Annotated in this window: 22 protein-coding genes; 4 read left to right on the top strand and 18 right to left on the bottom strand. The window is 67.1% G+C overall.

What is annotated here, in order from left to right; all coding sequences use genetic code 11:
- Nucleotides 1-265: 265 nt before the first annotated feature.
- The 10 genes from ACESMO_RS03695 to ACESMO_RS03650 all read right to left on the bottom strand — a co-directional run bounded on the left by ACESMO_RS03695 (nt 266) and on the right by ACESMO_RS03650 (nt 8,960).
- Nucleotides 266-880: a superoxide dismutase gene (locus ACESMO_RS03695; protein ID WP_372706833.1), complete on the bottom strand. Its 615-nt coding sequence runs from the start codon at nt 878-880 to the stop codon at nt 266-268.
- Between the two features lie 234 nt (nt 881-1,114).
- A complete protein-coding gene (locus tag ACESMO_RS03690) occupies nt 1,115-1,363 on the bottom strand; it encodes a hypothetical protein (protein WP_372706832.1) in 249 nt (82 codons plus the stop codon).
- A gap of 4 nt (nt 1,364-1,367) precedes the next feature.
- Nucleotides 1,368-2,201, bottom strand: coding sequence for an S-formylglutathione hydrolase (gene fghA, locus ACESMO_RS03685; protein ID WP_372706831.1), 834 nt, complete (start codon nt 2,199-2,201; stop codon nt 1,368-1,370).
- 161 nt (nt 2,202-2,362) lie between these two features.
- Entirely contained in the window at nt 2,363-2,743 is a 381-nt protein-coding gene (locus ACESMO_RS03680; protein WP_372706830.1) for a VOC family protein, read from the bottom strand.
- A gap of 59 nt (nt 2,744-2,802) precedes the next feature.
- Nucleotides 2,803-3,909, bottom strand: a complete 1,107-nt coding sequence (locus ACESMO_RS03675; RefSeq protein WP_372706829.1) for an S-(hydroxymethyl)glutathione dehydrogenase/class III alcohol dehydrogenase — start codon at nt 3,907-3,909, stop codon at nt 2,803-2,805.
- 156 nt (nt 3,910-4,065) lie between these two features.
- A complete protein-coding gene (locus tag ACESMO_RS03670; RefSeq protein ID WP_372706828.1) occupies nt 4,066-4,848 on the bottom strand; it encodes an RNA methyltransferase in 783 nt (260 codons plus the stop codon).
- A 37-nt stretch (nt 4,849-4,885) separates the two neighbouring features.
- Nucleotides 4,886-5,905 carry a S1/P1 Nuclease gene (locus ACESMO_RS03665; protein WP_372706827.1) on the bottom strand — a complete coding sequence of 340 codons (1,020 nt, stop codon included), beginning with the start codon at nt 5,903-5,905 and terminating at the stop codon, nt 4,886-4,888.
- Between the two features lie 140 nt (nt 5,906-6,045).
- Nucleotides 6,046-7,575, bottom strand: a complete 1,530-nt coding sequence (locus tag ACESMO_RS03660) for a PH domain-containing protein (RefSeq protein WP_372706826.1) — start codon at nt 7,573-7,575, stop codon at nt 6,046-6,048.
- Nucleotides 7,572-8,054, bottom strand: a complete 483-nt coding sequence (locus ACESMO_RS03655; protein WP_372706825.1) for a PH domain-containing protein — start codon at nt 8,052-8,054, stop codon at nt 7,572-7,574. The genes ACESMO_RS03660 and ACESMO_RS03655 overlap by 4 nt, the downstream gene beginning before the upstream one ends.
- Nucleotides 8,055-8,285: 231 nt before the next feature.
- Nucleotides 8,286-8,960: a nitroreductase family protein gene (locus tag ACESMO_RS03650; protein ID WP_372706824.1), complete on the bottom strand. Its 675-nt coding sequence runs from the start codon at nt 8,958-8,960 to the stop codon at nt 8,286-8,288.
- Nucleotides 8,961-9,406: 446 nt separating this feature from the next.
- On the opposite strand from ACESMO_RS03650, the gene ACESMO_RS03645 reads away from it, so the two are divergent.
- The gene (locus ACESMO_RS03645; protein WP_372706823.1) at nt 9,407-10,012 is read left to right on the top strand and encodes a 3D domain-containing protein; all 606 of its coding nucleotides are present in this window, start codon (nt 9,407-9,409) and stop codon (nt 10,010-10,012) included.
- Nucleotides 10,013-10,112: 100 nt separating this feature from the next.
- Here the strand turns inward: ACESMO_RS03645 and ACESMO_RS03640 are convergent, their stop codons facing one another.
- The gene (locus tag ACESMO_RS03640) at nt 10,113-10,436 is read right to left on the bottom strand and encodes an Mpo1-like protein (RefSeq protein WP_372706822.1); all 324 of its coding nucleotides are present in this window, start codon (nt 10,434-10,436) and stop codon (nt 10,113-10,115) included.
- A gap of 114 nt (nt 10,437-10,550) precedes the next feature.
- Here ACESMO_RS03640 and ACESMO_RS03635 point away from each other — a divergent pair, with 114 nt between their 5' ends.
- Nucleotides 10,551-10,760 (top strand): flagellar hook protein FlgE, encoded by a 210-nt coding sequence (locus tag ACESMO_RS03635; protein WP_372706821.1) that lies wholly within the window; start codon nt 10,551-10,553, stop codon nt 10,758-10,760.
- 221 nt (nt 10,761-10,981) lie between these two features.
- Here ACESMO_RS03635 and rpoD read toward each other — a convergent pair whose 3' ends face one another.
- Nucleotides 10,982-12,940, bottom strand: coding sequence for an RNA polymerase sigma factor RpoD (gene rpoD / locus ACESMO_RS03630; protein ID WP_372706820.1), 1,959 nt, complete (start codon nt 12,938-12,940; stop codon nt 10,982-10,984).
- A gap of 194 nt (nt 12,941-13,134) precedes the next feature.
- Nucleotides 13,135-14,997, bottom strand: a complete 1,863-nt coding sequence (gene dnaG / locus ACESMO_RS03625) for a DNA primase (RefSeq protein WP_372706819.1) — start codon at nt 14,995-14,997, stop codon at nt 13,135-13,137.
- Nucleotides 14,998-15,230: 233 nt separating this feature from the next.
- Here dnaG and ACESMO_RS03620 point away from each other — a divergent pair, with 233 nt between their 5' ends.
- Nucleotides 15,231-15,497 carry a hypothetical protein gene (locus tag ACESMO_RS03620; RefSeq protein WP_372706818.1) on the top strand — a complete coding sequence of 89 codons (267 nt, stop codon included), beginning with the start codon at nt 15,231-15,233 and terminating at the stop codon, nt 15,495-15,497.
- 8 nt (nt 15,498-15,505) lie between these two features.
- Here ACESMO_RS03620 and carA read toward each other — a convergent pair whose 3' ends face one another.
- The 5 genes from carA to ACESMO_RS03595 all read right to left on the bottom strand — a co-directional run bounded on the left by carA (nt 15,506) and on the right by ACESMO_RS03595 (nt 19,951).
- Complete coding sequence (carA, locus tag ACESMO_RS03615) at nt 15,506-16,666, bottom strand: glutamine-hydrolyzing carbamoyl-phosphate synthase small subunit (RefSeq protein WP_372706817.1); 1,161 nt, start codon at nt 16,664-16,666, stop codon at nt 15,506-15,508.
- A gap of 86 nt (nt 16,667-16,752) precedes the next feature.
- Nucleotides 16,753-17,295, bottom strand: coding sequence for an SgcJ/EcaC family oxidoreductase (locus tag ACESMO_RS03610; protein ID WP_372706816.1), 543 nt, complete (start codon nt 17,293-17,295; stop codon nt 16,753-16,755).
- A gap of 71 nt (nt 17,296-17,366) precedes the next feature.
- Nucleotides 17,367-18,161 (bottom strand): helix-turn-helix domain-containing protein, encoded by a 795-nt coding sequence (locus tag ACESMO_RS03605; RefSeq protein WP_372706815.1) that lies wholly within the window; start codon nt 18,159-18,161, stop codon nt 17,367-17,369.
- 181 nt (nt 18,162-18,342) lie between these two features.
- Nucleotides 18,343-19,149: a hypothetical protein gene (locus ACESMO_RS03600; protein WP_372706814.1), complete on the bottom strand. Its 807-nt coding sequence runs from the start codon at nt 19,147-19,149 to the stop codon at nt 18,343-18,345.
- Nucleotides 19,150-19,261: 112 nt separating this feature from the next.
- Nucleotides 19,262-19,951, bottom strand: coding sequence for an SDR family NAD(P)-dependent oxidoreductase (locus ACESMO_RS03595; protein WP_372706813.1), 690 nt, complete (start codon nt 19,949-19,951; stop codon nt 19,262-19,264).
- Nucleotides 19,952-20,080: 129 nt separating this feature from the next.
- Here ACESMO_RS03595 and ACESMO_RS03590 point away from each other — a divergent pair.
- A partial coding sequence (locus ACESMO_RS03590; protein ID WP_372706812.1) for an HAD family hydrolase occupies nt 20,081-20,597 on the top strand: 517 nt, incomplete at its 3' end.

The following is a 20,597-nucleotide window of genomic DNA, read 5'->3' as shown; positions in this document are numbered from 1 at the left end:
TCGCCTTCCGCCACCCAGACGAAGCCGACGTCCTTGCGCTGGACGCGGCCCAGCCACGGATAGGGGAATTGAACGGCATAGACCCGCAGGTCCCCGGCGGCCGCGCGCTCCAGCAGGGCCTGGCGGCTGGTCCTCGATGGCCACCGACGAGATCGAGGGCGTCAGGGCGGGGGACCCCGGCTGGAAGGTCTCGACCCTGGGCGTGATGGGTCGGCCCCGGGTTTCGGATTCCCCGCTGCGCCCAGCCCCGGAATGACGATGAGCGTCAGCGCGTCGCGGCGGCGAACAGGTCGTTGGCCTTGTGCCAGTTCACCACCGACCAGAAGGCCTTCAGATAGTCGGGCCGACGGTTCTGGTATTTCAGATAATAGGCGTGTTCCCACACGTCGGCGGCCAGCACGACCTCGCCCTTTTCGTCGGCCACGTCCATCAGGGGATTGTCCTGGTTGGGTGTCGAGGTGACCTTGAGTTTTCCGTCCTGAACGATGAGCCAGGCCCAGCCCGAGCCGAACTGTCCGGCTCCGGCGGCGTTGAAGGCGGCCTTGAACGCGTCCATCCCGCCCAGGTCGCGGTCGATGGCGGCGGCCAGCTCTGCCGACGGCTCGCCGGTCTTGCCGGCCGGGGCCATCAGCTTCCAGAACAGGCTGTGGTTCCAGTGGCCCCCGCCGTTGTTGCGCACGGCCTTGGGCAGTTTCGACACGTCCTTCAGCAGGTCCTCGATCGAATGGTCGGCCAGGGCGGCGTCAGCGGCGACCGCCTCGTTCAGCTTGTCGACATAGGCCTGGTGATGCTTGTCGTGGTGAAACGTCATCGTCTCCTTGTCGATCGCCGGCTCCAGCGCGTCATGGGCGTAGGGCAGCGGGGGGAGCGAGAAAGCCATGGGCAGGATCCTTCGACGGTGGTGGGCGGACCCCGTATCTAGGCGCCCGTTCCCCGAAGCCAAGCCGGACCGCGGGGTTTCGTTCCCATTCCTCCCCCATTGGGGGAGGGCGACCGCCCGAAGGGTGGTGGAGCGGGCCGGCCCTGAACGCCGGCGGGTGAGGTCGCCCCCCTCCCCTGCGGAGCCTGTCCTCGGGCTCGCCAAAGGCGAGACCCGGGGGCGGTCCCCCTTCCCCTATGGCTGAGGAATGGGCAGATTGGCCTTCAGGCAGTCGCGCACGGCGCGACGCAGGTCGCCGGTGGACGAGGCGAAGTCCACGCCCTCGGCGTCGAACACGGCGCGCACGGCGGCGTCGAGGCCGGACGCCAGCGCCGCCTTCACCTTGGTCTGGCCCTTGGCGTGCAGGCAGAAACCCACCTCGCGGCACAGGGCGGCGAACATGTCGTCATGGTCGGCATCGGTGGGGGTGGCGGTGTCGGTCATGCGCTCACGCCTTAAGCCGTTTGGCGTGAAAGGCCACATGGTCGGCGATGAAACTGGCCATGAAGAAATAGGAGTGGTCATAGCCGGGCTGCATCCGCAGGGTGATCGTCTGCCCCGCCGCCGCTCCGGCCTCGACCAGCAATTCCGGCTTCAGCTGTTCGACCAGAAAGGGATCGGCGTCGCCCTGGTCGATCAGGATGTCGTCAAAGACCCCGCGCGCCGCGCCGGCTTCGATCAGCCGCGCCGCGTCGTGCATCCCCCATTCCGCCCGGTCATCGCCGAGATAGGCGGTGAACGCCTTCTCACCCCACGGACAGCGGCTTGGCGAGGCGATCGGCGAAAAGGCCGAGACGCTGCGGAACACGTCGGGATGGCGCAGCGCCAGCGTCAACGCGCCGTGCCCGCCCATCGAATGGCCGCAGATCGAACGCGTCCGGGTGGTCAGAAACTCGGCGTCGATCAGCGCGATCAGCTCCTCGACGACGTAGCTTTCCATGCGGAAATGCGGCGTCCACGGCCCTTGTGTCGCATCGACATAGAACCCCGCCCCCTGCCCCAGATCGTAAGCCGGATCATCGGCCACACCCTCTCCGCGCGGCGAGGTGTCAGGCGCGACGACGATGACCCCGTGCTCCGCCGCAGCGGCATAGGCCCCGGCCTTGGTGGTGAAATTGTCCTCGGTACAGGTCAGACCCGACAGCCAGATCAGCACCGGAAACGGGCCTTCTCCCGCCGGCACGAAGACCGACAGCGTCATCGTCGTGCCGGTCACGGCGCTGTCGTGTTTCAGATAGCGAAGGACGCCGCCGTGGACGTGATGCTGTTTGGTGGCTTCCATCGCCGTTTCCTTGATCCCTCTCCCGGCGGGAGAGGGCTTGAGCGCACGGCGGCAAAGCCGTCGTCTTCGCGCGAAAGGGTGAGGGTTCACCGTGCGAAACGGGCCACCACCAGCCCCCTCACCCCTGCCCCTCTCCCCATGGGAGAGGGGTTCGATCCAACCTACCCCGCCCGGTGCATGGCGCAGATCTTGTTGCCCGACGGATCGCGCAGATAGGCCAGGTTCAGGGTGCCGAACGGGCCGGTGCGCGGACCGGGCGGGTCCTCGACGGCCGTGCCGCCGGCTGAGACGCCCGCCGCATGGAAGGCCGCCACCGCGTCCGCGTCTCTCGCACCGAAGCCGATGGTCCCGCCGTTGGCGTGACAGGCCGGTTCGCCGTCGATCGGCTTGCAGACCGCGAAGGCCCCTCGCGGCGTGCGCCACCAGACCCGGCCCTTGTCATCGTCGGACCCCGCCGGGATGCCCAGCGCGCCCAGCGCCGCATCATAGAATTTCCGCGACGCCTCGATGTCGTTCGCGCCGACGGTCATGTGGGTGAACATGGTGGACCTCCCTTGTGTCAGGATAGTTTTTTTAAACAACTATAGTCGCGACGCAAGCCTCAGAAAACCACCACACTACGGATGCTCTCCCCCGCGTGCATCAGATCGAACGCCTCGTTGATCCGCTCCAGCGGCAGGGTGTGGGTGATCATCGGGTCGATCTCGATCTTGCCGTCCATGTACCAGTCAACGATCCTGGGCGTATCCGTCCGCCCCCGCGCCCCGCCGAAGGCACTCCCCCGCCAGACCCGCCCCGTGACCAGCTGGAACGGCCTCGTAGATATCTCCTTGCCTGCCTCGGCCACGCCGATGACGATGCTCTCGCCCCAGCCGCGGTGACAGGCCTCCAGCGCCTGACGCATGACCGTGGTATTGCCGGTGCAGTCAAAGGTGTAATCGGCCCCGCCTCCGGTCAGATCGACCAGATGGGCGACGACGTCGGTCACCTCCTTGGGATTGACGAAATGGGTCATGCCGAAGCGGCGCCCCCATTCCTCCTTGGACGGGTTCAGATCGACGCCGACGATCATGTCGGCCCCGACCATCTTCAGCCCCTGGATGACGTTCAGCCCGATGCCACCGAGACCGAACACCACCGCATTGGCCCCGGGCTCGACCTTGGCCGTATTGACCACCGCGCCAACACCCGTGGTGACGCCACAGCCGACGTAACAGGCGCTCTCGAACGGCGCGTCCTTCCTGATCTTCGCCACCGCGATCTCGGGCAACACTGTGAAGTTCGAGAAGGTCGAACAGCCCATATAGTGGGCGATCGCCTGCCCCTTGTAGCTGAAGCGCGAGGTGCCGTCGGGCATGACGCCCCGCCCTTGCGTGGCGCGGATGGCGGTGCACAGATTGGTCTTGCGGCTGAGGCAGCTTTTACACTGGCGGCACTCCGGCGTGTAGAGCGGGATGACATGGTCCCCGACCGCGAGCGAGGTCACGCCCGGCCCCACCTCAACGACAACCCCCGCGCCCTCATGGCCGAGAATGCTCGGGAAGATCCCCTCCGCATCCAGACCGTCCAGCGTATAGGCGTCGGTGTGGCAGATGCCCGTCGTCTTGATCTCGATCAGCACCTCGCCCGCGCGCGGCCCCTCCAGATCAACCTCGACGATCTCCAGCGGACGTTTGGCCTCAAATGCGACGGCGGCGCGGGTTTTCATGGGGGGGCTCCAATACTATCCGCTCATCCCCGCGAAAGCGGGGACCCAGTTCTTTGGGCGACCGGTCTCACGAGTGGACGATTTCGTTGATCCCACGCGCCTTGCCTCATGAAAGCACTGGGTCCCCGCTTTCGTGGGGATGAGCGGAGGTAAATATCAGTCTCGCGCGTTCTCGCCAGCCCGTTTCGCCGCCAGTTTCGCCAGCACCCGCCCCCGCCCCTTCGACAGCGTCGTGATCACCCCCCGGAAGGTCGCCACCTCCTGCTCTGTGAACGCCGCCCGGCCCAGCATGACCCGCAGGTTCTGCACCATCGACGGCCGCTTCTCGGGCGGGTGGAAGAAGCCCCCGGCGCCCAGTTCGCGCTCCAGATGCTCGTACATCCCCAGCGTCAGCGCCCCCGACGCCGGCGGATCGCCCTCGCGGAAATTGGGCGGCGGCGCGTCGAGCACCAGGATGCGCCACTCATAAGCCGTGACCGCCACCGCCTGGGCCAGATTCAGCGACTGGTGCCGGGGGTCGATCGGGATGGTGACGATCCCCTGGCACAGGGCGATGTCCGAGGTCTCCAGCCCCGCCCGCTCGCCGCCGAACACCAGGCCGACACCCAGACCCGAGGCGCGGTCGTCGTACAGCAGCCGCACCGCCTCGCGCGGGGTCCGCACCGGCTGGCGGGTCTCGCGCGGCCGGGCCGTGGTGGCGAAGACGGTGTTCAGATCGGCGACGGCATCCGCCACGCTGTCGAACACCTTGATCCCGTCCAGAACCCAGTCGGCCCCCGAGGCCATGGCCCAGGCCCGTTCCTGCGGCCAGCCGTCGCGGGGGCTGACCAGACGCAGTTCCGACAGGCCGAAATTGGCCATCACCCGCGCCACCGCGCCGATGTTCTCGGCCATCTGGGTCTTGTCGAGGATGACGACGGGGGGGGTGAGCTCACTCAATTCCGCGCACCCCGGCAAAAGCAAAAGCCTCGGACAATCAGTCTTCCCCGTACATGGCCAGCCACGGGTCGGCGGTCCCGGCCTGCACCTCGGCCACCTTGACCGCCGGCCAGCCGATGGAGACGTCCGCAGAGGCGCGCCAGGCCGTGGCGATCATGTCACGCAGCTCGCTGGCCGCCGCCGCCAGACGCGCCGTCGCGAAGGTCGCGCCGCGCGGGTCCGCGTCACGGAAGCCGCCGGCCTTCTCCAGCCGGTAGAAAGGCGTCACCTCGGCCAGCGTCGTCTTCAGATAGGTCGCCACGCGCGGCCGCAGCTCGAACCCGTCCAGCTTCGGCGCGGTCATGGCGGACTCGACGGCGTCCAGACGGGCGACGCGGGCGGTGAAAGCCCCTTCGAACGCACCGTGGGTCTGGCGCGAGGTGGTGAACCCCTCGGGGTTCGGCGTGTCGCGGTCCCAGCCGTTGTAGTGGATCGTGGTGTGGTGCGGCTGCGAGCCGTCGCCGATGTAGTGGGCCAGATAGCCCGCGTCGCGCAGGATCAACGCCTCGCGGCGGATGCGGTCCTCGCTATACCAGGCCCGCTTGCCGGGATCGGTCTCGCGCGCCTCCATGGCGTTCAGCACGCGCCAGTAGGCAAAGTCGCGCGACAGCTGCTGCCAGCCGTCCATGATGGCATAGGGCAGATAGCCCGCGTCGTTGACGCTCTCGCCCGCCGCGATCAGGGCCGCGTCATACTCGGACTTGAGCGTCGGCAGGGCGTCGATCGACGGCCCCTGGGCGTTCATGATCCGCCCGTCGTCGATCATGTCGACAAAGTGCGCCGTGTCGCGCTCGCGGTCGTGCGGCTGGCCCGCGCCCTTGGTGCGGTCCGGCTCGCGCGCCAGCTCGCCGATCTCGGCGGCGGCGGCGGGAGAGCGCAGGAAGGCGGGCAGGTCGTCGGGCAGGCCACGCACCGCCGCCATCCCGATCATCCGGTGACCGGTACTGCCCCAGGCGGAGACAGAGGCGGGGATGACCGCGAGCGAAAGCACGGCGGCCGCGATGAGGATGCGTTTCATGGGAACCGTCCTAACCCATTCCCGCTCTCACCGGGAGGGGCCTTCCCAGGGGTGCGCACCAGACGGCTGATACCCGCCGACAAGCGGTCGTTCCGGACGCGCACTGAGGGTGGGTAGCCGACATCCACCGCGCGCCCGCCTCATGCCGGTCGCTGACTCATCTCCGACCTTGAGAGCGTCGGCTTCGCAACGGCTCGAACGGCAAGGCTTAATTCGCCGACGAACGCCGCCGCCTGTTCCTCATCGATATCGTGGACATGCGGACCGTTCAATCCACGTCCGCCTGCGGTGTCGATCCGCACGGTTGCAATCCCGAACAGCCGCTGAACCGGCCCGCGCCGGACGGTGACGGCCTGGACATTGCCGTAGGGGACCGTCCAGTCGCGTCGCGTCAGCACGCCGCGCGTCACCTGCACGCTGGTTCCGGCCAGCGCGTAACAATGACAGCGGTGCCGCAGCAGCGCGACCGCCAGCGGGACAGGCATCGCCAACAGAACCAGCGCGGCAAGCGGGAAGAAGGCCGTCGCCACCAGCAGGATGACAGTGGGCAACAGTACAAATCCGACGAGTCCGCCCAGGACATGCCAGCGCGAGACGGGTCGCAGCGGTGAACGCTCGAACGGAGGAAGTCCGGCAAGGGCGATGATGGGAGCAAGCTCCGCAGGCCTCGCGAACGGTACGAGTTCCTGCCGGCCCGAAAACTGATCGCCACCGCCCAAGGTCTGAACCTTGAGCGCGCTCCAACCCAGACGACCACTCACGGGGCCGCGCTCGACCAGCCCGAGCTGGATCTGCCGCTTCGCCACCACCACCTCGGTCCTGGTCAACAAGCCGCGCCTGTAGCGAAACCGTGCCTCGGCATGGTCAAGTCTGAAGCCATAGGTCTGCAGCACCGTCCTGATGACACCGGCCAGCAGTCCAAGCCCGATGGCGAGCCCGGCGACGCTGAAGATTACCGAGCCGTTGAGCCGCGATTGCAACTCCCTCTCGGCAATACCAACCACCTCCAACCACCGGTCCGAGTCATACCCGAGCGCACGGTCGAGGAACTGAAGGACGCCGAAAATGGCGGCGATCCAGACGAGCGAGAAATTGAACAGGCCGAAGTAGAGCAGTCGCGCAAGACCCATTTGGAACAGTATGGTTTCGGCCTCGGCCTCGCCTGCGCGGTCGCCGGCGTCGGCGTCGCTACCACTGGTTCGGATGCCCCGAAGCACCTCGCGGAACCGACACGCCTCGGAGAGGCTGACGCTGTCCAGCCTGCCCTCGTCCGCCTCCCCGCCGCCGGTTTCGATGCGCACTTCCGCAAGTCCGATCAACCGCGACAACGGACCCTGTTTGATCGACACGTCCTGAATCCGTTGGGCCGGTATCGATCGGCGGGTCCGCCTGATCAGGCCGCTTGAAATGACGAGTTGCCCAGGCAGGATCTGGTAGGTGAAGGTGCGCCAGCGGAGCCAGCTGAAAAACAGTATGACGACCAACAGCAACGCCATTCCTGTGAGCAGGAACGCGGCCGGGACCCCTTCGCCCCGCGACCAGGCCAGAAACACCGGTACGCCGATGACGACGGATGGCGAATCCTTCAGGAACCGAATTAGGATCGTACGCGGGTCAAGCCGTCGCGGCGGCATGGCCTCGGCGACGGTTGAGGATTCGGGTGCGCTCACCAGGGCGCGTCGTTGATTTGACTGCGGATCGCATCGCGGATTTCCTCGGCACGCTGGCGGCTTATGCCCGGGAGCACCACGAGGCTGTTCTCGGTGCCGGCCGTGTGCAGGCTGAGGGTCGCGACACCCGCGCTGCGTTCGATCGGCCCCTGGCTCACGTCGATATGTTGGACGCGAGCGACCGGGACGACGGTGTGCACGCGCGTGAGCCAGCCGTAGGCGACGTGCAGTTCTCTATCGGTGAAGGCATAGCCCCAGAGACGCCAGCGACCCGGCACGAGGAAGACGGTCGACAGGATGCCGAACACAATGAAAGGTCCGGCGACGACGCCGGGTGTGAGGCCGGCGCGCCATTGCAAAAAGCCGTCCGCCACCGCCGCCATCGCGACAACGATCAGCCAACCGATGGCTGACCGGATGCGGAGAACCCTCAGATAGCCGCGTTCCAGCGGTTGCAGCGGAACAGTTTCGAACGCCATCGCTGCCTCTTACGCGCCGGGCGCGCGCGCCCGGCTCAAGCGCAGACCAGACTAAAAGGTCCGCTTCCTGGCGGCAAGCCAAGATCAGCCTCCGGGGCACCTCTGAGGTTGCAAGGACAATCGCTCAAAATCAGGAGCGGGCCGATCTTCCCCGTTTGTCGCCTTCCCGAAAGCGGACCCAGGCCTGCCTGCCGCAGCGCACATCCGGCACCATCTGTCCGGGTCTCAGCCCTAGATCCAGTCCGCGATCCCGCTGAGCGGCTTCTTGTTCAGCGCCGCCGTCGGCACGGTCGCCTCCGCCGCCGGATGACCGGCCACCAGCAGCAGGAAGGGCTTCTCCCCCGCCGGGCGGCCGCAGATGTCGGCCAGGAAACTCATCGGCGCCGGGGTATGGGTCAGGGTCGCCAGGCCGGCCGAATGCAGCGCCGCGATCAGCAGGCCCGTGGCGATGCCGACGCTCTCGGGCACATAATAGTTCTTCTTGTCGTCCCCGGGGTTGGGCCCGCCCCGCTTCTGGCCGAAGACGGCGATCACCACCGGCGCGACCTCGAGGAATGCCTTGTCCGGATCGGTGCCGAGGGGCGCGAGCGCGTCCAGCCATTCCTGCGGGGCCTTGGTCGCATAGAACTCCCGCTCCTCGGCCTCGGCGGCGGCGCGGATGCGGGCGCGGGCGTCGGCGCTTTCGATGACCGAGAAGAACCACGGCTGGTGGTTGGCCCCGGACGGCGCGGAGCCGGCGGTCAGCAGGGCCTGTTCGACGATCGCGCGCGGGACGGGCCGGTCCGAGAATTCACGCACCGTCCGCCGGGCGCTCATCAGGGCGTGGAAGGCGGAGACGCGCGCCACGCCCTCTGCGTCGTCCACGGCGGCGTAACCGGTCAGGGGCTGGCTGGGGTGATCGCGCATGGGGGCTCCATTCCTCCCCCATCGGGGGAGGGGGACCATCCGGAGGATGGTGGAGGGGGCTGCCGCAACCGCCGGCGTCCGGGGCACGCCCTGTCCACACCGGGCTACCCGGACCACACCGGACATGACATCAGTGCCGACCCACCGATAATCACGCCGGAGCCGGCCGAGCAACCCCTCGGCCTTCAAACAGTCGCCGCAGCGAACATCACCAAACACAGTAAGCATCGGACCCCGGCAAAGTGTTTCTGTTCTATCAATACAGCTCACAGGTTCGACGGGCTTGACCAAACGCGATTCGGCATGACCACCACAAGCCCCACTTGTCCACGACTGAACCGGCCAGGTGGTCGCACGCCCGGTCCAATGTCTGGTTTTCGCCACATTCGCAGACGACAAGCCGCCTTGCCGGACGCGTCAGGGACCGGTGCTTTCCAGGTCAAAATATGCTCCGCACAGTCGCTGCGCTCGCCCTCGTCTGGGCTGTGGCCTCTCCCGCTTCGGGTGGACCCGTGACCTACGAGACCGCGATTTCGGCGGGCTGGGGCACAGAGGCAGCCGCCCCGATCGCCGGGGGTTCCGATGCGCGCGGCTCTGGTGAACTCACGTCCGACCAGCGCGACATGATGGACGGCGACGCCGACTGGAGCGCCCGCGCCAATCTGTATCATGCGGGTGGAGGTGGAGCGACGGGCAACGACAGCCTGGGATGCCGCCCCATCGCCATGCGCACGGTCGCCACCGATCCCCGCTATATTCCCCGCCGCACCCGCCTGTTCATCCGCGAGACCGTGGGCATGCGGATGGCCGACGGCGCGATCCACGACGGCTTCTGGTATGCATCGGACACCGGCGGCGCGATCAAGGGCCAGAAGATCGACCTCTACACCGGCCACGGCCGCGGCTCAATGTCGCCGGCGATGCGCTTCAACCAGCGCCGCCTGACCCTCGTCGACGCCGGCCGTTTCGACGGCTGCCCGCCCTCGTGGGATCGCACGCCCAGCCAGACCACGCTGCTGGCCTCGGCCGGATCGAACGCCGGATCACGCTGACGCGCTAAAGCTTACCGCTCGGCGTGCGCGAAGCGCCAAGCCGCGTCGGGTCGACAAGGCGGAGCGTTGTGACCGCGGCCCACCAGGAGAACCCGCTTCGTTAGAAGCGGCGTTTTCCGGAAATGGTCTCGAAGAACATCCGCCAGTCGCCCATCAGGCTCCACAGCGGGTACTGGAACGTCGCCGGCCGGTTCTTCTCGAAGAAGAAATGACCGACCCAGGCAAAGCCGTAGCCCACCAGCGGCATGGCCAAGAGCCACCACGGGTTCAGCGTCACAACCGCCACTGCCAGCACGCCCAGCACCAGCGCCGAGCCGACCACATGGATCCGCCGGCACGTCCGGTTGGCATGCCCGCGGATATAGTGGGGATAGAAGGCGTCGAACGAGGCGAAGCGTGCGCCGGACGCGGGCGGGCTGGTCATAGGCCAACGATGCGCCCCTCCCGCCGCGCCGGTCAAGACGCCCGTTCACCCTGTTCGTCAGCGAAGCGGCAAGGCTGACGCCCCATTCTGCGGCCTCTACCCTGGGAGCAGACCATGCAGGCCATCGCCATCGCCTCCGCCGGCATCGCCGACGCCACCGCCCGCTTCGGCGCCAGCGCCGTCCGCACCGCGCGCGATCCGCTGGGCAATCTGGAGGGCGAGATCGTCGAACGCCTGACCGCCGAGGTCGCGCTCAAGGCCAATGTCGCCGTGCTGAAGACCGCCGACCGGATGTACGGCAGCCTGCTCGACATCCGGGCCTGAGCCCCCGCCCCTAGACCTCCGTCGCCGGTTCCACCCCTCCGGGGGTGCTTGGCCGGTCGTATACGACCGGGTGGGGAGGGCTCGGCGACAGGCCCGCGTGTCCTCCCCCTCTGGGGGTGGAGGAATAGCCGGCGGAGCCGACCGGACGACGGGACCGCGCGAAGCGTGGTGGAGGGGGCAAGCCCGCACACACCCCTCTCCCGCCGGGAGAGGTTTCGGCATCAGCTGTCCAGGAAGCTCCGCAGCTTTCGGCTCCGGCTCGGATGCTTCAGCTTGCGCAACGCCTTGGCCTCGATCTGGCGGATGCGTTCGCGGGTGACCGAGAACTGCTGGCCGACTTCTTCCAGCGTGTGGTCGGTGTTCATGCCGATGCCGAACCGCATGCGCAGCACCCGCTCCTCGCGCGGCGTCAGCGACGCCAGCACGCGCGTCGTCGTCTCGCGAAGATTGCTCTGGATCGCCGCGTCGATCGGCAGGATGGCGTTCTTGTCCTCGATGAAATCGCCCAGATGGCTGTCCTCCTCGTCGCCGATGGGCGTTTCGAGGCTGATCGGTTCCTTGGCGATCTTCAGCACCTTGCGGACCTTTTCCAGCGGCATGGCCAGCTTTTCGGCCAGCTCTTCCGGGGTCGGTTCGCGGCCGATCTCGTGCAGCATCTGGCGGCTGGTGCGCACGATCTTGTTGATCGTCTCGATCATGTGCACCGGGATGCGGATGGTCCGCGCCTGATCGGCGATCGAGCGGGTGATGGCCTGACGGATCCACCAGGTCGCATAGGTGCTGAATTTATAGCCGCGGCGGTATTCGAACTTGTCGACCGCCTTCATCAGGCCGATGTTGCCTTCCTGAATGAGATCAAGGAATTGCAGGCCGCGGTTGGTGTATTTCTTGGCGATGGAGATGACCAGGCGCAGGTTGGCCTCGACCATTTCCTTCTTGGCCTGACGGGCTTCGCGCTCGCCCTTCTGCACCGTCTGGACGATGCGGCGGTAGTCGTCGATCGGCAGGCCGGCCTCGGTCGCCACGGCGGCCACGTCGCCGCGAATCTGGGCGATCTGGGGCTGTTCGTTGTCGCTGAATTTGGTCCAGCGCACGCCCATGTCCTTGACCCGCTCGGCCCAGGTCGGGTCCAGCTCGGCGCCGAAATAGGCCTTGAGGAATTCGGGGCGCGAGATGCCGTAGCTGTCGGCCAGGCGCAGCAGCCGGCCCTCCAGCCCCATCAGCCGCTTGTTGATCGCATACAGCTGCTCGACCAGGGCCTCGATGCGGTTGTTGTTCAGCTTCATCGTCTTCAGACGGCCGGAGATGGCCTTCGTCAGACCCTCATAGGCCTTTAGGTCCTTGGGCGAGAGCGTCTCGCCTTTCAACCGGGCCTCGACCAGCTTGTCCTGCAGCTTCCTGAACGCCCCGAAGTCGCCGGCCACCGCGTCCAGCACGTCCATCACGCCATCGCGCAGCTCCGCCTCCAGCGCCGAGATCGACATCCCGCCGCCATCGTCGAAATCCTCGTCCTCATCGTCGTCTGTTTCGGGCTTGGGCTCGGCACCCTCTTCCGGCTCTGGGGCGGGGGGCGGCGGAGCGCCCGCGGGGGGCTGGTTGTGCGGCAGGGACGAGGGGTTCAGCACGCCATAGGTGGCGTCCAGGTCGATGACCTCGCGCAGCAGGATGCGGTTGTTGGCCAGTTCGTCGCGCCAGACCATGATGGCCTCGAACGTCAGGGCGCTTTCGCACAGGCCCGAGATCATAGCGTCGCGACCGGCCTCGATGCGCTTGGCGATGGCGATCTCGCCCTCGCGGCTCAGCAGTTCAACCGAACCCATCTCACGCAGATACATCCGCACAGGATCATCGGTACGGTCATAGGCGGCCTTGGCGGGAGTCTCCGAGATGCTGGTCTCGGCGCGCTCGACGACCTCGCCGCCCTCTTTTTCAGTGGTCTCGGCGGCGTCTTCCTCCGCCTCGACGACGTTGACGCCCATTTCGGACAGCATCGCCAAGGTGTCCTCGATCGCGTCGGGGGTCACCTCTTCGGACGGCAGGACCTTGTTCAGGTCCTCCATCGTTACATACCCCTTGGCCTTGGCCTGTTTGATGAATTTCTTCACCCCGGCGTCGGTGAGGTCGAGCAGCGGACCGTCGCTCTGGGCTTCGGTTTCCGGCGTCTCGGTCTGCGCACTCATTCAGTTCTATCTCCGGGTGGAGGGCTGATCAGGCCGTCCACCAAATACAACACGTGGCGGGTTCGTTGGTTACGAGCCCGCTCTGCCCGGGTGAAGTGGGTTCGGATGCGCCTGCATCTGAACCCGGATATTCGCCCCACGAAAGCGGGAGCCTGATTCACGGCGATGGCGAAATCGCGCAGCGATTTCTCATTTCACCGATCGGGCTCCAGCCAAATCTCTCCGGTTTTGATCGCGCGACGCAAAGCGTCCCGCTCGGCTTTCAGCCTGCGGAACGACTCGTCCTGGCCCGGCATTCCTGCCGCCGAGCTCAGTGCGTCTTCAAGCGCCGCCACGCGAGTGAGCGCGTCGAACGCCTGCGACCATCGGACCCTTGCTTCGGCGAGGGGCGCATTCGCAGCCAGGAAAGGCGCGCCGGACTTTGCCGCCGCCTTCTCGACCTCGCGCACTAAAGCATCATGACCCGATTGCGCCAAATGGCGACGGAGCGACGCCGAGTCAAGGTCTTGCCCCGAGAAGCGCAGGCGGACCATCTCCTGCGCCAGCCCTGCCAGCGCCGGATCCCCGAAGCCATGGGCAGAGATCGCCTCCAGATGGTCGTCCATCCGGTCCGGGTCGTCGATCGCGCCGTGGGCCAAGGCGGCGGCGACCGGCTCGATGGAGCGGGACAGCGACTGCATCGCCTGGGCGCCTTCGGCGGTCTGGCCCAGCTTGGGCGGGGGGCCGGGACGCCAGCGTCCGCCAAGACCTGGCGCGGAGCGGGCCTGCGGAACATTCCGCGCCGGGAACAGGGCGTCGAAACGGTCGAACATGTCACGGCGATACTGTTCAGCCAGATCCTTGTCCTGAATGGCCGAGGCGGCCTGGCGCAACCTCCCCTTCAATCCGGCGCGGCGCTCGGGCGTATCCAGCGGCTCGACCTCGGCCTCCTTGCCGAACAGGACTTCGGCGAAGGGGCGGGTCGCGGTCATGGCCTGCCGCAGGGCCGGCGCGCCCTTGTCGCGCAGGATGTCGTCGGGGTCCTGACCGCCGTCCAGAAGAGCAAAACGGAACGAACGGCCCGACTTCAGTTGTGGCAGGGCGCGATCGATGGCGCGGTAAGCGGCGCGGCGGCCGGCCGCGTCGCCGTCGAAACACAGCACGGGCTCATGTGACACGCGCCACAGCCGCTCCATCTGTTCCTCGGTCAGTGCGGTGCCCATCGGCGCAACGGCCGGAATGCCCGCCCGCTGGCAGGCAATGACGTCCATATAGCCCTCGACCACCACGATGGCCTGACCGTCCTTGCTCTCGGCCCCGAGGATGCGCCGCGCCTCAGGCAGGCCGTAAAGGGTGGCCCCCTTGTGGAAGAGCGGACTCTCGGGGCCGTTCAGATATTTGGCCCGATCGTCCGGGTTCATCGCCCGACCGCCGAAGCTGACGATCCGGCCGCGCGCGTCGAGGATGGGGAACATCAGCCGGTCGCGGAACCGGTCATAGGGCGTCCCGCCGCCCTCGGGCGCGATCAGCATTCCCGCCTCGACCAGATCGCCGGGCCGCGCCCCGCGCTGGATCAGGGCGTTCTTGAGCCCTTCACGGTCATTGGGCGCATAGCCCAGGCCGAACCGCTCCCACTGATCCTCGGGCAGGCCGCGCTTTTCGAGGTATTCCCGCACCGCCTTGCCCGGCGAGCGGCGCAGATTGGCCGCGAACCATTTCTGGGCCAGGTCCATCCAGTCGGTCAGGCCCTGCTTCTTCGCCTCGCGCTCGGCCGCCTGGGGATCCTCGGCCGGCAGGGCCATGCCCGCCTCCCCCGCCAGCCGCTGCACCGCCTCGACGAACGACAGACGCTCCGTCTCCTGCAGGAAGGAGATGACGTCGCCGTGCTTGCCAGACGAGAAGTCGTGGAAGAAGCCCTTGTCGTCATTGACGAAGAAGGAGGGCGACTTCTCCTTGGTGAAGGGTGACAGGCCGACGTATTCGCGCCCCTGACGCTTGAGTTTCACCGTCCGCCCGATGATGTCGGACGGCCGAAGGCGGGCCTTCAGTTCTTCAAGGAAGCGATCGTCGAAGCGCACCTTCGCCTTATAGCGCGCGACTCACGGCTTTTGGGGCATTTACCTTTCGTTAACTCCAAAGGCCAAAGCGAGGCGCTAACCGCCTGAATATGAACATAATTTTACGGGCATAACGGAACAATCCACAGCCCTGTGGATTAATCACACGTCCGTTCATGAACACGAGCGGCTCTGAAGCGGAGCGCGGCGAAGATCGCGGCTCCGCCCGAGATTGAGAGAGAGAGAGACGACCCATGTTCATGACCATCGCCCGCCCGGCGGTGGAGCCCCAAGGCCCCGACGCCGTCGCCGTCCCCGGTTCCCTCGCCATTCCCGACCTTTCCCCTCGCGCCATGCATGCACGTCTGCTGCAGAACGCCGCGCTGAGAGGCATGCGCGGTGCGGAGCGGCTGCGTTCGAACCGTCTGGAGGACGCTGACTACTGGCTGCACGCCGCGCCGGTGGCCGTGCGCAAGGCCAGCGCCCTGCGGGAAGAGAAGAGCTTCGCTCCCCTGCCCTGATCGCGAATTCAACGTCGCATCGAATCCGCGAACCGCTGGAACAGATACAGGCTGTCCGCTGGTCCGGGGCTGGCCTCAGGGTGATGCTGGACGCTGAACACCGGGCGGTCCTTCAAGGCGATGCCGCAGTTGGTGCCGTCGAAGAGGCTGACGTGGGTTTCGACCACGGCGTCAGGCAGGCTGTCGCGGTCGACGGTGAAGCCGTGGTTCATCGACACGATCTCGACCTTGCCGGTGGTAAGGTCCTTGACCGGATGGTTGGCGCCGTGGTGGCCCCGGTCCATCTTGACGGTCTTGCCGCCCAGCGCCAGCGCCAGCATCTGGTGGCCGAGACAGATGCCGAACAGCGGCGTGCCGCTCTCGACCAGTTTGCGGATCTCCGGCACCGCATAGACGCCGGTCGCCGCCGGATCGCCCGGCCCGTTGGACAGAACCACGCCGTCCGGCTTGCGGGCCAGAATCTCCTCGGCCAAGGTCGTCGCCGGCACCACGGTGATCTTCGCGCCGGTCGAGGCCAGGGCCCGCAGAATGTTGCGCTTGACGCCATAGTCGACGACGACCACCGACTTGTCCGCCGCGTGGACGCGCGGATGACCCTCCGGCCAGTCCCACAGACCTTCGTCCCAGTCGAACGACTGCAGGGTCGAGGCAGCCTTGGCCAGGTCCAGCCCGACGAGCCCGGTCCAGGCCTTGGCCTGGGCCACTAGGGCGGGGATGTCGAAGCCTCCGTCCGGATCGTGGGCGATCACCGCATGCGGCGCGCCGCCGTCACGGATCATCGCGGTCAGGGCGCGCGTATCGACCCCGGCCAGGCCGACGACGCCGCGCCGCTGCATCCAGCCGTCGAGATCGCCGTTGCTGCGCCAGTTGGCCGGATCGGTCGGAACATCGCGGAAGATCGCGCCGCGCGCCGAGGTCTCGGACCCGCCGCCGATCTGCTCAACGTCGTCCACATTGACCCCGACATTGCCGATGTGCGGGAAGGTGAAGGCCAGGATCTGGCTCATGTAGGACTGGTCGGTCAGGATCTCCTGATAGCCCGTCATGGCGGTGTTGAAGACCACCTCGCCCAGCGCCGAGCCTGTGGCGCCACAGCCGACGCCTTGCAGCACGGTACCGTCAGCCAGAACGAGGACGCCGGTCACGCCGGGAAGAAGCGGGTGGTTCATGACGCGCTCTCTAACACCGAATCCCGGCGAGCAAACGACCGCGTGACTAATGCCCCGATCCGGCCGGGTCAAACCCGCCCCGGCCATCAGGCCGGAGAGCTGCCCGGCGGCGGGTTCCGGACCGGATCGAACGGTGCCGCCGCGGCGTCGATCTGGACATTGGCCCCATGGGCGAGCTTGAGGCCCTCCGGCGTGCGTCGCAGCACCATGGTCAAGCGGTCGCTGGCGGCGGGAATCCGGCTTCCGTCGGGCGGCGAGAAAGCCCCCACCAACCAGCGTGAGACGACGACAAGGACGTCATCGCCGACGGGGGTGACGCTCTCGACCGCCTCCAGCGTCAGCGGCACGCCCTTCAGCATGGTCGCCAGAAAGAAGCGGTAGGCCTGAATGACCTCGGCCTTTCCCTGCCAGTGCATGCCGACGATGTTAATCCAGTGCACATCGTCGGTCGCCATGGCGAACATCGCGTCCACGTCGCCAACGGCCCAACCGGCGGCATGCTGATCGAGCAGGGCGCGCACGGCGGCCGCGTCATCGGGCCGGGCTGACTGAACTGTCGTGGCCTGGACGGGGACGGCAGACATCACGGCGAGACCTGACAGGGTGTAGAGGGCGGATCGGCGGTGCATCGGCGGGTTCCCTTGGACTTTGATCGCTCGACCCTGCTCCGGCATCGGCGCGCGCCACTAGTAAGGATCGGTCATCGACTGGCCTCGATGTCGAACAGCGGAAAGGACGAGGGCGTCGCGCCGGCCAGACCCCGGAAATCCTTCAGCATATGGGCGTGATCGAAATAGCCGTGGGCATGGGCCAGCTCGGTCCAGCCGACCGAAGGCGAACGGTGACGATCGGCCAGAAGGGCGTCGAAACGGGCGATGCGGCCATACAGCTTGGGCGCCACGCCGACCTGATCCAGAAACCGGCGATGAAACTGGCGCGGGCCCAGGCCTGAGCGGGCGGCCAGGACGTCGATGCGCGCCGCGCCCCGGACGCGCCTGAGCAGGCGGGCGGCATGATCGACGGCGTCGTCCCCGCGAACCCGGTCCAGCCGGGCAGCCAGCCAGGCCTCGGTGACAGCCACGCGCGACTCGAAATTGGCGGCTACCCGGACAGCGTCGGTCAATCCGTTCAGGTCGGCGACATCGGCCGAAGCCTCGGCATGGTCTGTCAGGGTTGTCATGGACAGGCCGAACAGCCGGTGAAATCCGGTGGGCTGGAACTGGATGTTGAACGCTTCGACTCGGCCCCGGATCAGCAGGTCAGCACGGCGACGGGTTTGGGGGCCGACCACCACGGCGGATGGCGCGACCGCGAACGCCGCGCCGTCGATACTGGCCAGATACGGATCACCGACATAAATCTCGATGAACTGATGCGGCCGGGCCGCCAAAGAAATGACGACGCCCGCGCCAAGCAGGTCCCCGTATCGCTGCTCATAGCCCCGGCAGACGCCGCGAAGCGCCGGCGAGGCGGGGGCGCGACGGAGCCGGATCATAAATCCATGTTACCCGCGCTCCCCTTGACCACAAGCCGGAACGCTTCAGGCGCTCATTCCGGAATCCGCGCGTCGCTCCGGGCGAATATCCCGCCGCTGTCGGCGGACGTCAGACCGTCCAGCAACGCAAGCAGCCGGTGCGCCGAACAAGGCCTCTGCCCGGCCCAGGCGTCAACCGTCGTCAGACGGTGACGGTCTCCATGTCGGCGAAGACGGCGTGGGTAGCGCCCGCGGCCTGCGCCGCCAGTCCCCGATCAGGCCGCAGATTCAGCAGCATCACCTGCGAACAGGCCATCCGCGCGGTCCCGATCAGGGCCGCCGCCGCCTGCCAATGTCGGGGGCCTTCATGCTCCACGCCCGCGAAATCCATGGCCAGGCACTGGGCCGGAACGCCGGCCAGTCGCCGCGCCGCGCCCACGTCCGGCGCGATATGAAGGATCAGACCCAGCGCCTTCGCTTCGAAGTGGGAGAGGGCCTCGGCCACCGCCTCGGGCGGTGCCTGTTCCAGCCCGCCCATCACCTCGACCAACAGGTTTCCGGGCGCGGTCTCTCGCTGCGAGTCCGCGCACAGCAGGGCGAAGCGGCCGCCGTTGCTGGCCACGGTGCGCCAGAAGGCGGGCAGGACGCCGCTGTCGTGCGATCCCAGTCGCAGCAGGTCCAGCCCATGACTGAGGGTCTGCAGATCGATGCGTTTCAGATCGACCACGTCCAGCGTGCGACGGCCCAGGCCAAGCACACGCTCGTCGCCCTGATGACGGATACGGCGGCGGATGCGGCGGCTGACAGGCATCGATCGCCCCAGGTCGAATACAGGCTGGGCGGCCAGGGTGACGTTCAGATCGCGCCGCGCGCGGGTGACCATGGTGAAGGTCAGGCTTTCATAAGGCGCGGCATAAGCGCGGCGCTCACCGAGAGGCGGGATGCAGGTCGACGTCGAGTCGAAGCCCGTTCCAATGCCCTGTATGGTCTCGTTTTGCACACGCGTCATGACCGCTCCTGGAAGCCGGTCTTCAAGGTCTCCGCCCCGCATCGACGAAGCGCCTGGAGGTGAAAACACATCGATGACGAACGTGGTCAAGCACCGTTGACCATGCCGCGTTCTATTCCGGGACGCGCTGCCGATCCCAGGCGAAAACCCGGCCGCTATCAGACGGTTGCAGCCCCACTATCACGGCCAGAAGGTGGTCCGCCGAGACTTGGGGCGTAAAAAGTTTTTCAGGAGAGACGCCGCGCTGGAACGGTTCGCTCAACGCCGTGTCGACCGTGCCGGGGTGCAGACCGGCGATCACGGCCTTTGAATGCGTGCGCGCCAGTTCGATGGAGAGATTTCGCAGAATCATGTTCAGCGCCGCCTTGGACGCGCGATAGGCGTGCCAGCCGCCCAGACGGTTGTCGCCGATCGAGCCGACCCGCGCGGACAGGACCGCGAAGACCGCCCGCCGGTCACGGGGCAGCAGGGGCAGAAAGTGTTTGGCGACGAGCGCGGGACCGACCGCGTTGACGCGGAAATCCCGCATCAGATGCTCCGCCGTCATCGCCCGAAAGCCCCGTTCGGGCTGACGACCATGATGAAGGACCCCGGTCGCGACGAAGACCAGGCTGGGTGCCGGCCCGAGCGCGACCTTGGCGGCGGCGTCCACCACCGAGGCCTCATCTTCCAAATCCAGCCCCGTGCCCGATCGCGACAGGGCATGCACGACGGCGAAACGTCCGGATGCGTTCAAACGCTCGGCGACGGCCGCGCCTATGCCGCCCGACGCCCCGATGACCACCGCCGCATCGTCTTCCATCCTGCCGGCTCCTTCTGCCGGGAACACCAAGGCCATGTACCGGACACCCGCAATGAGGCGGATTGACCCGTCGATCGCCTCACTCAGGAATGGCTTGCGTCGTCAGGCCGCCCTGGGCCAACAAGCGGCATGACCATCACCACGGTCGGCCTCGATGCCGACGATACCCTCTGGCACAATGAGACCATCTTCCGCCTGACCCAGGCGCGGTTCCTCGACCTGCTGACTGATCACGACGACGCCGCCATCGCCGTGCGTCTGGCCGAGGTCGAGCGTCGCAACCTTCGCCTCTACGGCTATGGGGTGAAGGGCTTCACCCTGTCGATGATCGAGACGGCGATGGAATTGTGTGACGGCGATCCGCCAGCACGGGCCATCCGCGAAATTCTCGCTGCGGGCCGCGAGATGCTGGCCCATCCGGTCGAGACCCTGCCGGGCGTCGACGAGGCCCTGGCCGCCCTGTCGGAACGCTACCGGCTGGTGCTGATCACCAAGGGCGACCTGATGGATCAGGAGCGAAAGCTGGCGGCGTCGGGCCTGGGTGACCTGTTCGCCGCCGTCGAGATCGTCTCGGAAAAGGATCGCGGCACCTATGAACGCGTCTTCGCCCGCCACGGCACGGGCGCTGACGAGGCGGTCATGGCCG

It is taken from the genome of Brevundimonas sp. (assembly GCF_041688735.1).
In the GTDB taxonomy this organism is placed as follows: Bacteria; Pseudomonadota; Alphaproteobacteria; order Caulobacterales; family Caulobacteraceae; genus Brevundimonas.
Note: the sequence above shows the minus strand (reverse complement) of the source record. Positions and strands in the feature narration are given on the sequence as shown.

Coding starts and splice junctions, on each gene's coding strand:
- ACESMO_RS03695 (WP_372706833.1), bottom strand. CDS start 880: ATGGCTTTCTCGCTCCCCCCGCTGCCCTACGCCCATGACGCGCTGGAG.
- ACESMO_RS03690 (WP_372706832.1), bottom strand. CDS start 1,363: ATGACCGACACCGCCACCCCCACCGATGCCGACCATGACGACATGTTC.
- fghA (WP_372706831.1), bottom strand. CDS start 2,201: ATGGAAGCCACCAAACAGCATCACGTCCACGGCGGCGTCCTTCGCTAT.
- ACESMO_RS03680 (WP_372706830.1), bottom strand. CDS start 2,743: ATGTTCACCCACATGACCGTCGGCGCGAACGACATCGAGGCGTCGCGG.
- ACESMO_RS03675 (WP_372706829.1), bottom strand. CDS start 3,909: ATGAAAACCCGCGCCGCCGTCGCATTTGAGGCCAAACGTCCGCTGGAG.
- ACESMO_RS03665 (WP_372706827.1), bottom strand. CDS start 5,905: ATGAAACGCATCCTCATCGCGGCCGCCGTGCTTTCGCTCGCGGTCATC.
- ACESMO_RS03655 (WP_372706825.1), bottom strand. CDS start 8,054: ATGGCGTTCGAAACTGTTCCGCTGCAACCGCTGGAACGCGGCTATCTG.
- ACESMO_RS03650 (WP_372706824.1), bottom strand. CDS start 8,960: ATGCGCGATCACCCCAGCCAGCCCCTGACCGGTTACGCCGCCGTGGAC.
- ACESMO_RS03645 (WP_372706823.1), top strand. CDS start 9,407: ATGCTCCGCACAGTCGCTGCGCTCGCCCTCGTCTGGGCTGTGGCCTCT.
- ACESMO_RS03640 (WP_372706822.1), bottom strand. CDS start 10,436: ATGACCAGCCCGCCCGCGTCCGGCGCACGCTTCGCCTCGTTCGACGCC.
- ACESMO_RS03635 (WP_372706821.1), top strand. CDS start 10,551: ATGCAGGCCATCGCCATCGCCTCCGCCGGCATCGCCGACGCCACCGCC.
- rpoD (WP_372706820.1), bottom strand. CDS start 12,940: ATGAGTGCGCAGACCGAGACGCCGGAAACCGAAGCCCAGAGCGACGGT.
- ACESMO_RS03620 (WP_372706818.1), top strand. CDS start 15,231: ATGTTCATGACCATCGCCCGCCCGGCGGTGGAGCCCCAAGGCCCCGAC.
- carA (WP_372706817.1), bottom strand. CDS start 16,666: ATGAACCACCCGCTTCTTCCCGGCGTGACCGGCGTCCTCGTTCTGGCT.
- ACESMO_RS03610 (WP_372706816.1), bottom strand. CDS start 17,295: ATGCACCGCCGATCCGCCCTCTACACCCTGTCAGGTCTCGCCGTGATG.
- ACESMO_RS03605 (WP_372706815.1), bottom strand. CDS start 18,161: ATGATCCGGCTCCGTCGCGCCCCCGCCTCGCCGGCGCTTCGCGGCGTC.
- ACESMO_RS03600 (WP_372706814.1), bottom strand. CDS start 19,149: ATGACGCGTGTGCAAAACGAGACCATACAGGGCATTGGAACGGGCTTC.
- ACESMO_RS03595 (WP_372706813.1), bottom strand. CDS start 19,951: ATGGAAGACGATGCGGCGGTGGTCATCGGGGCGTCGGGCGGCATAGGC.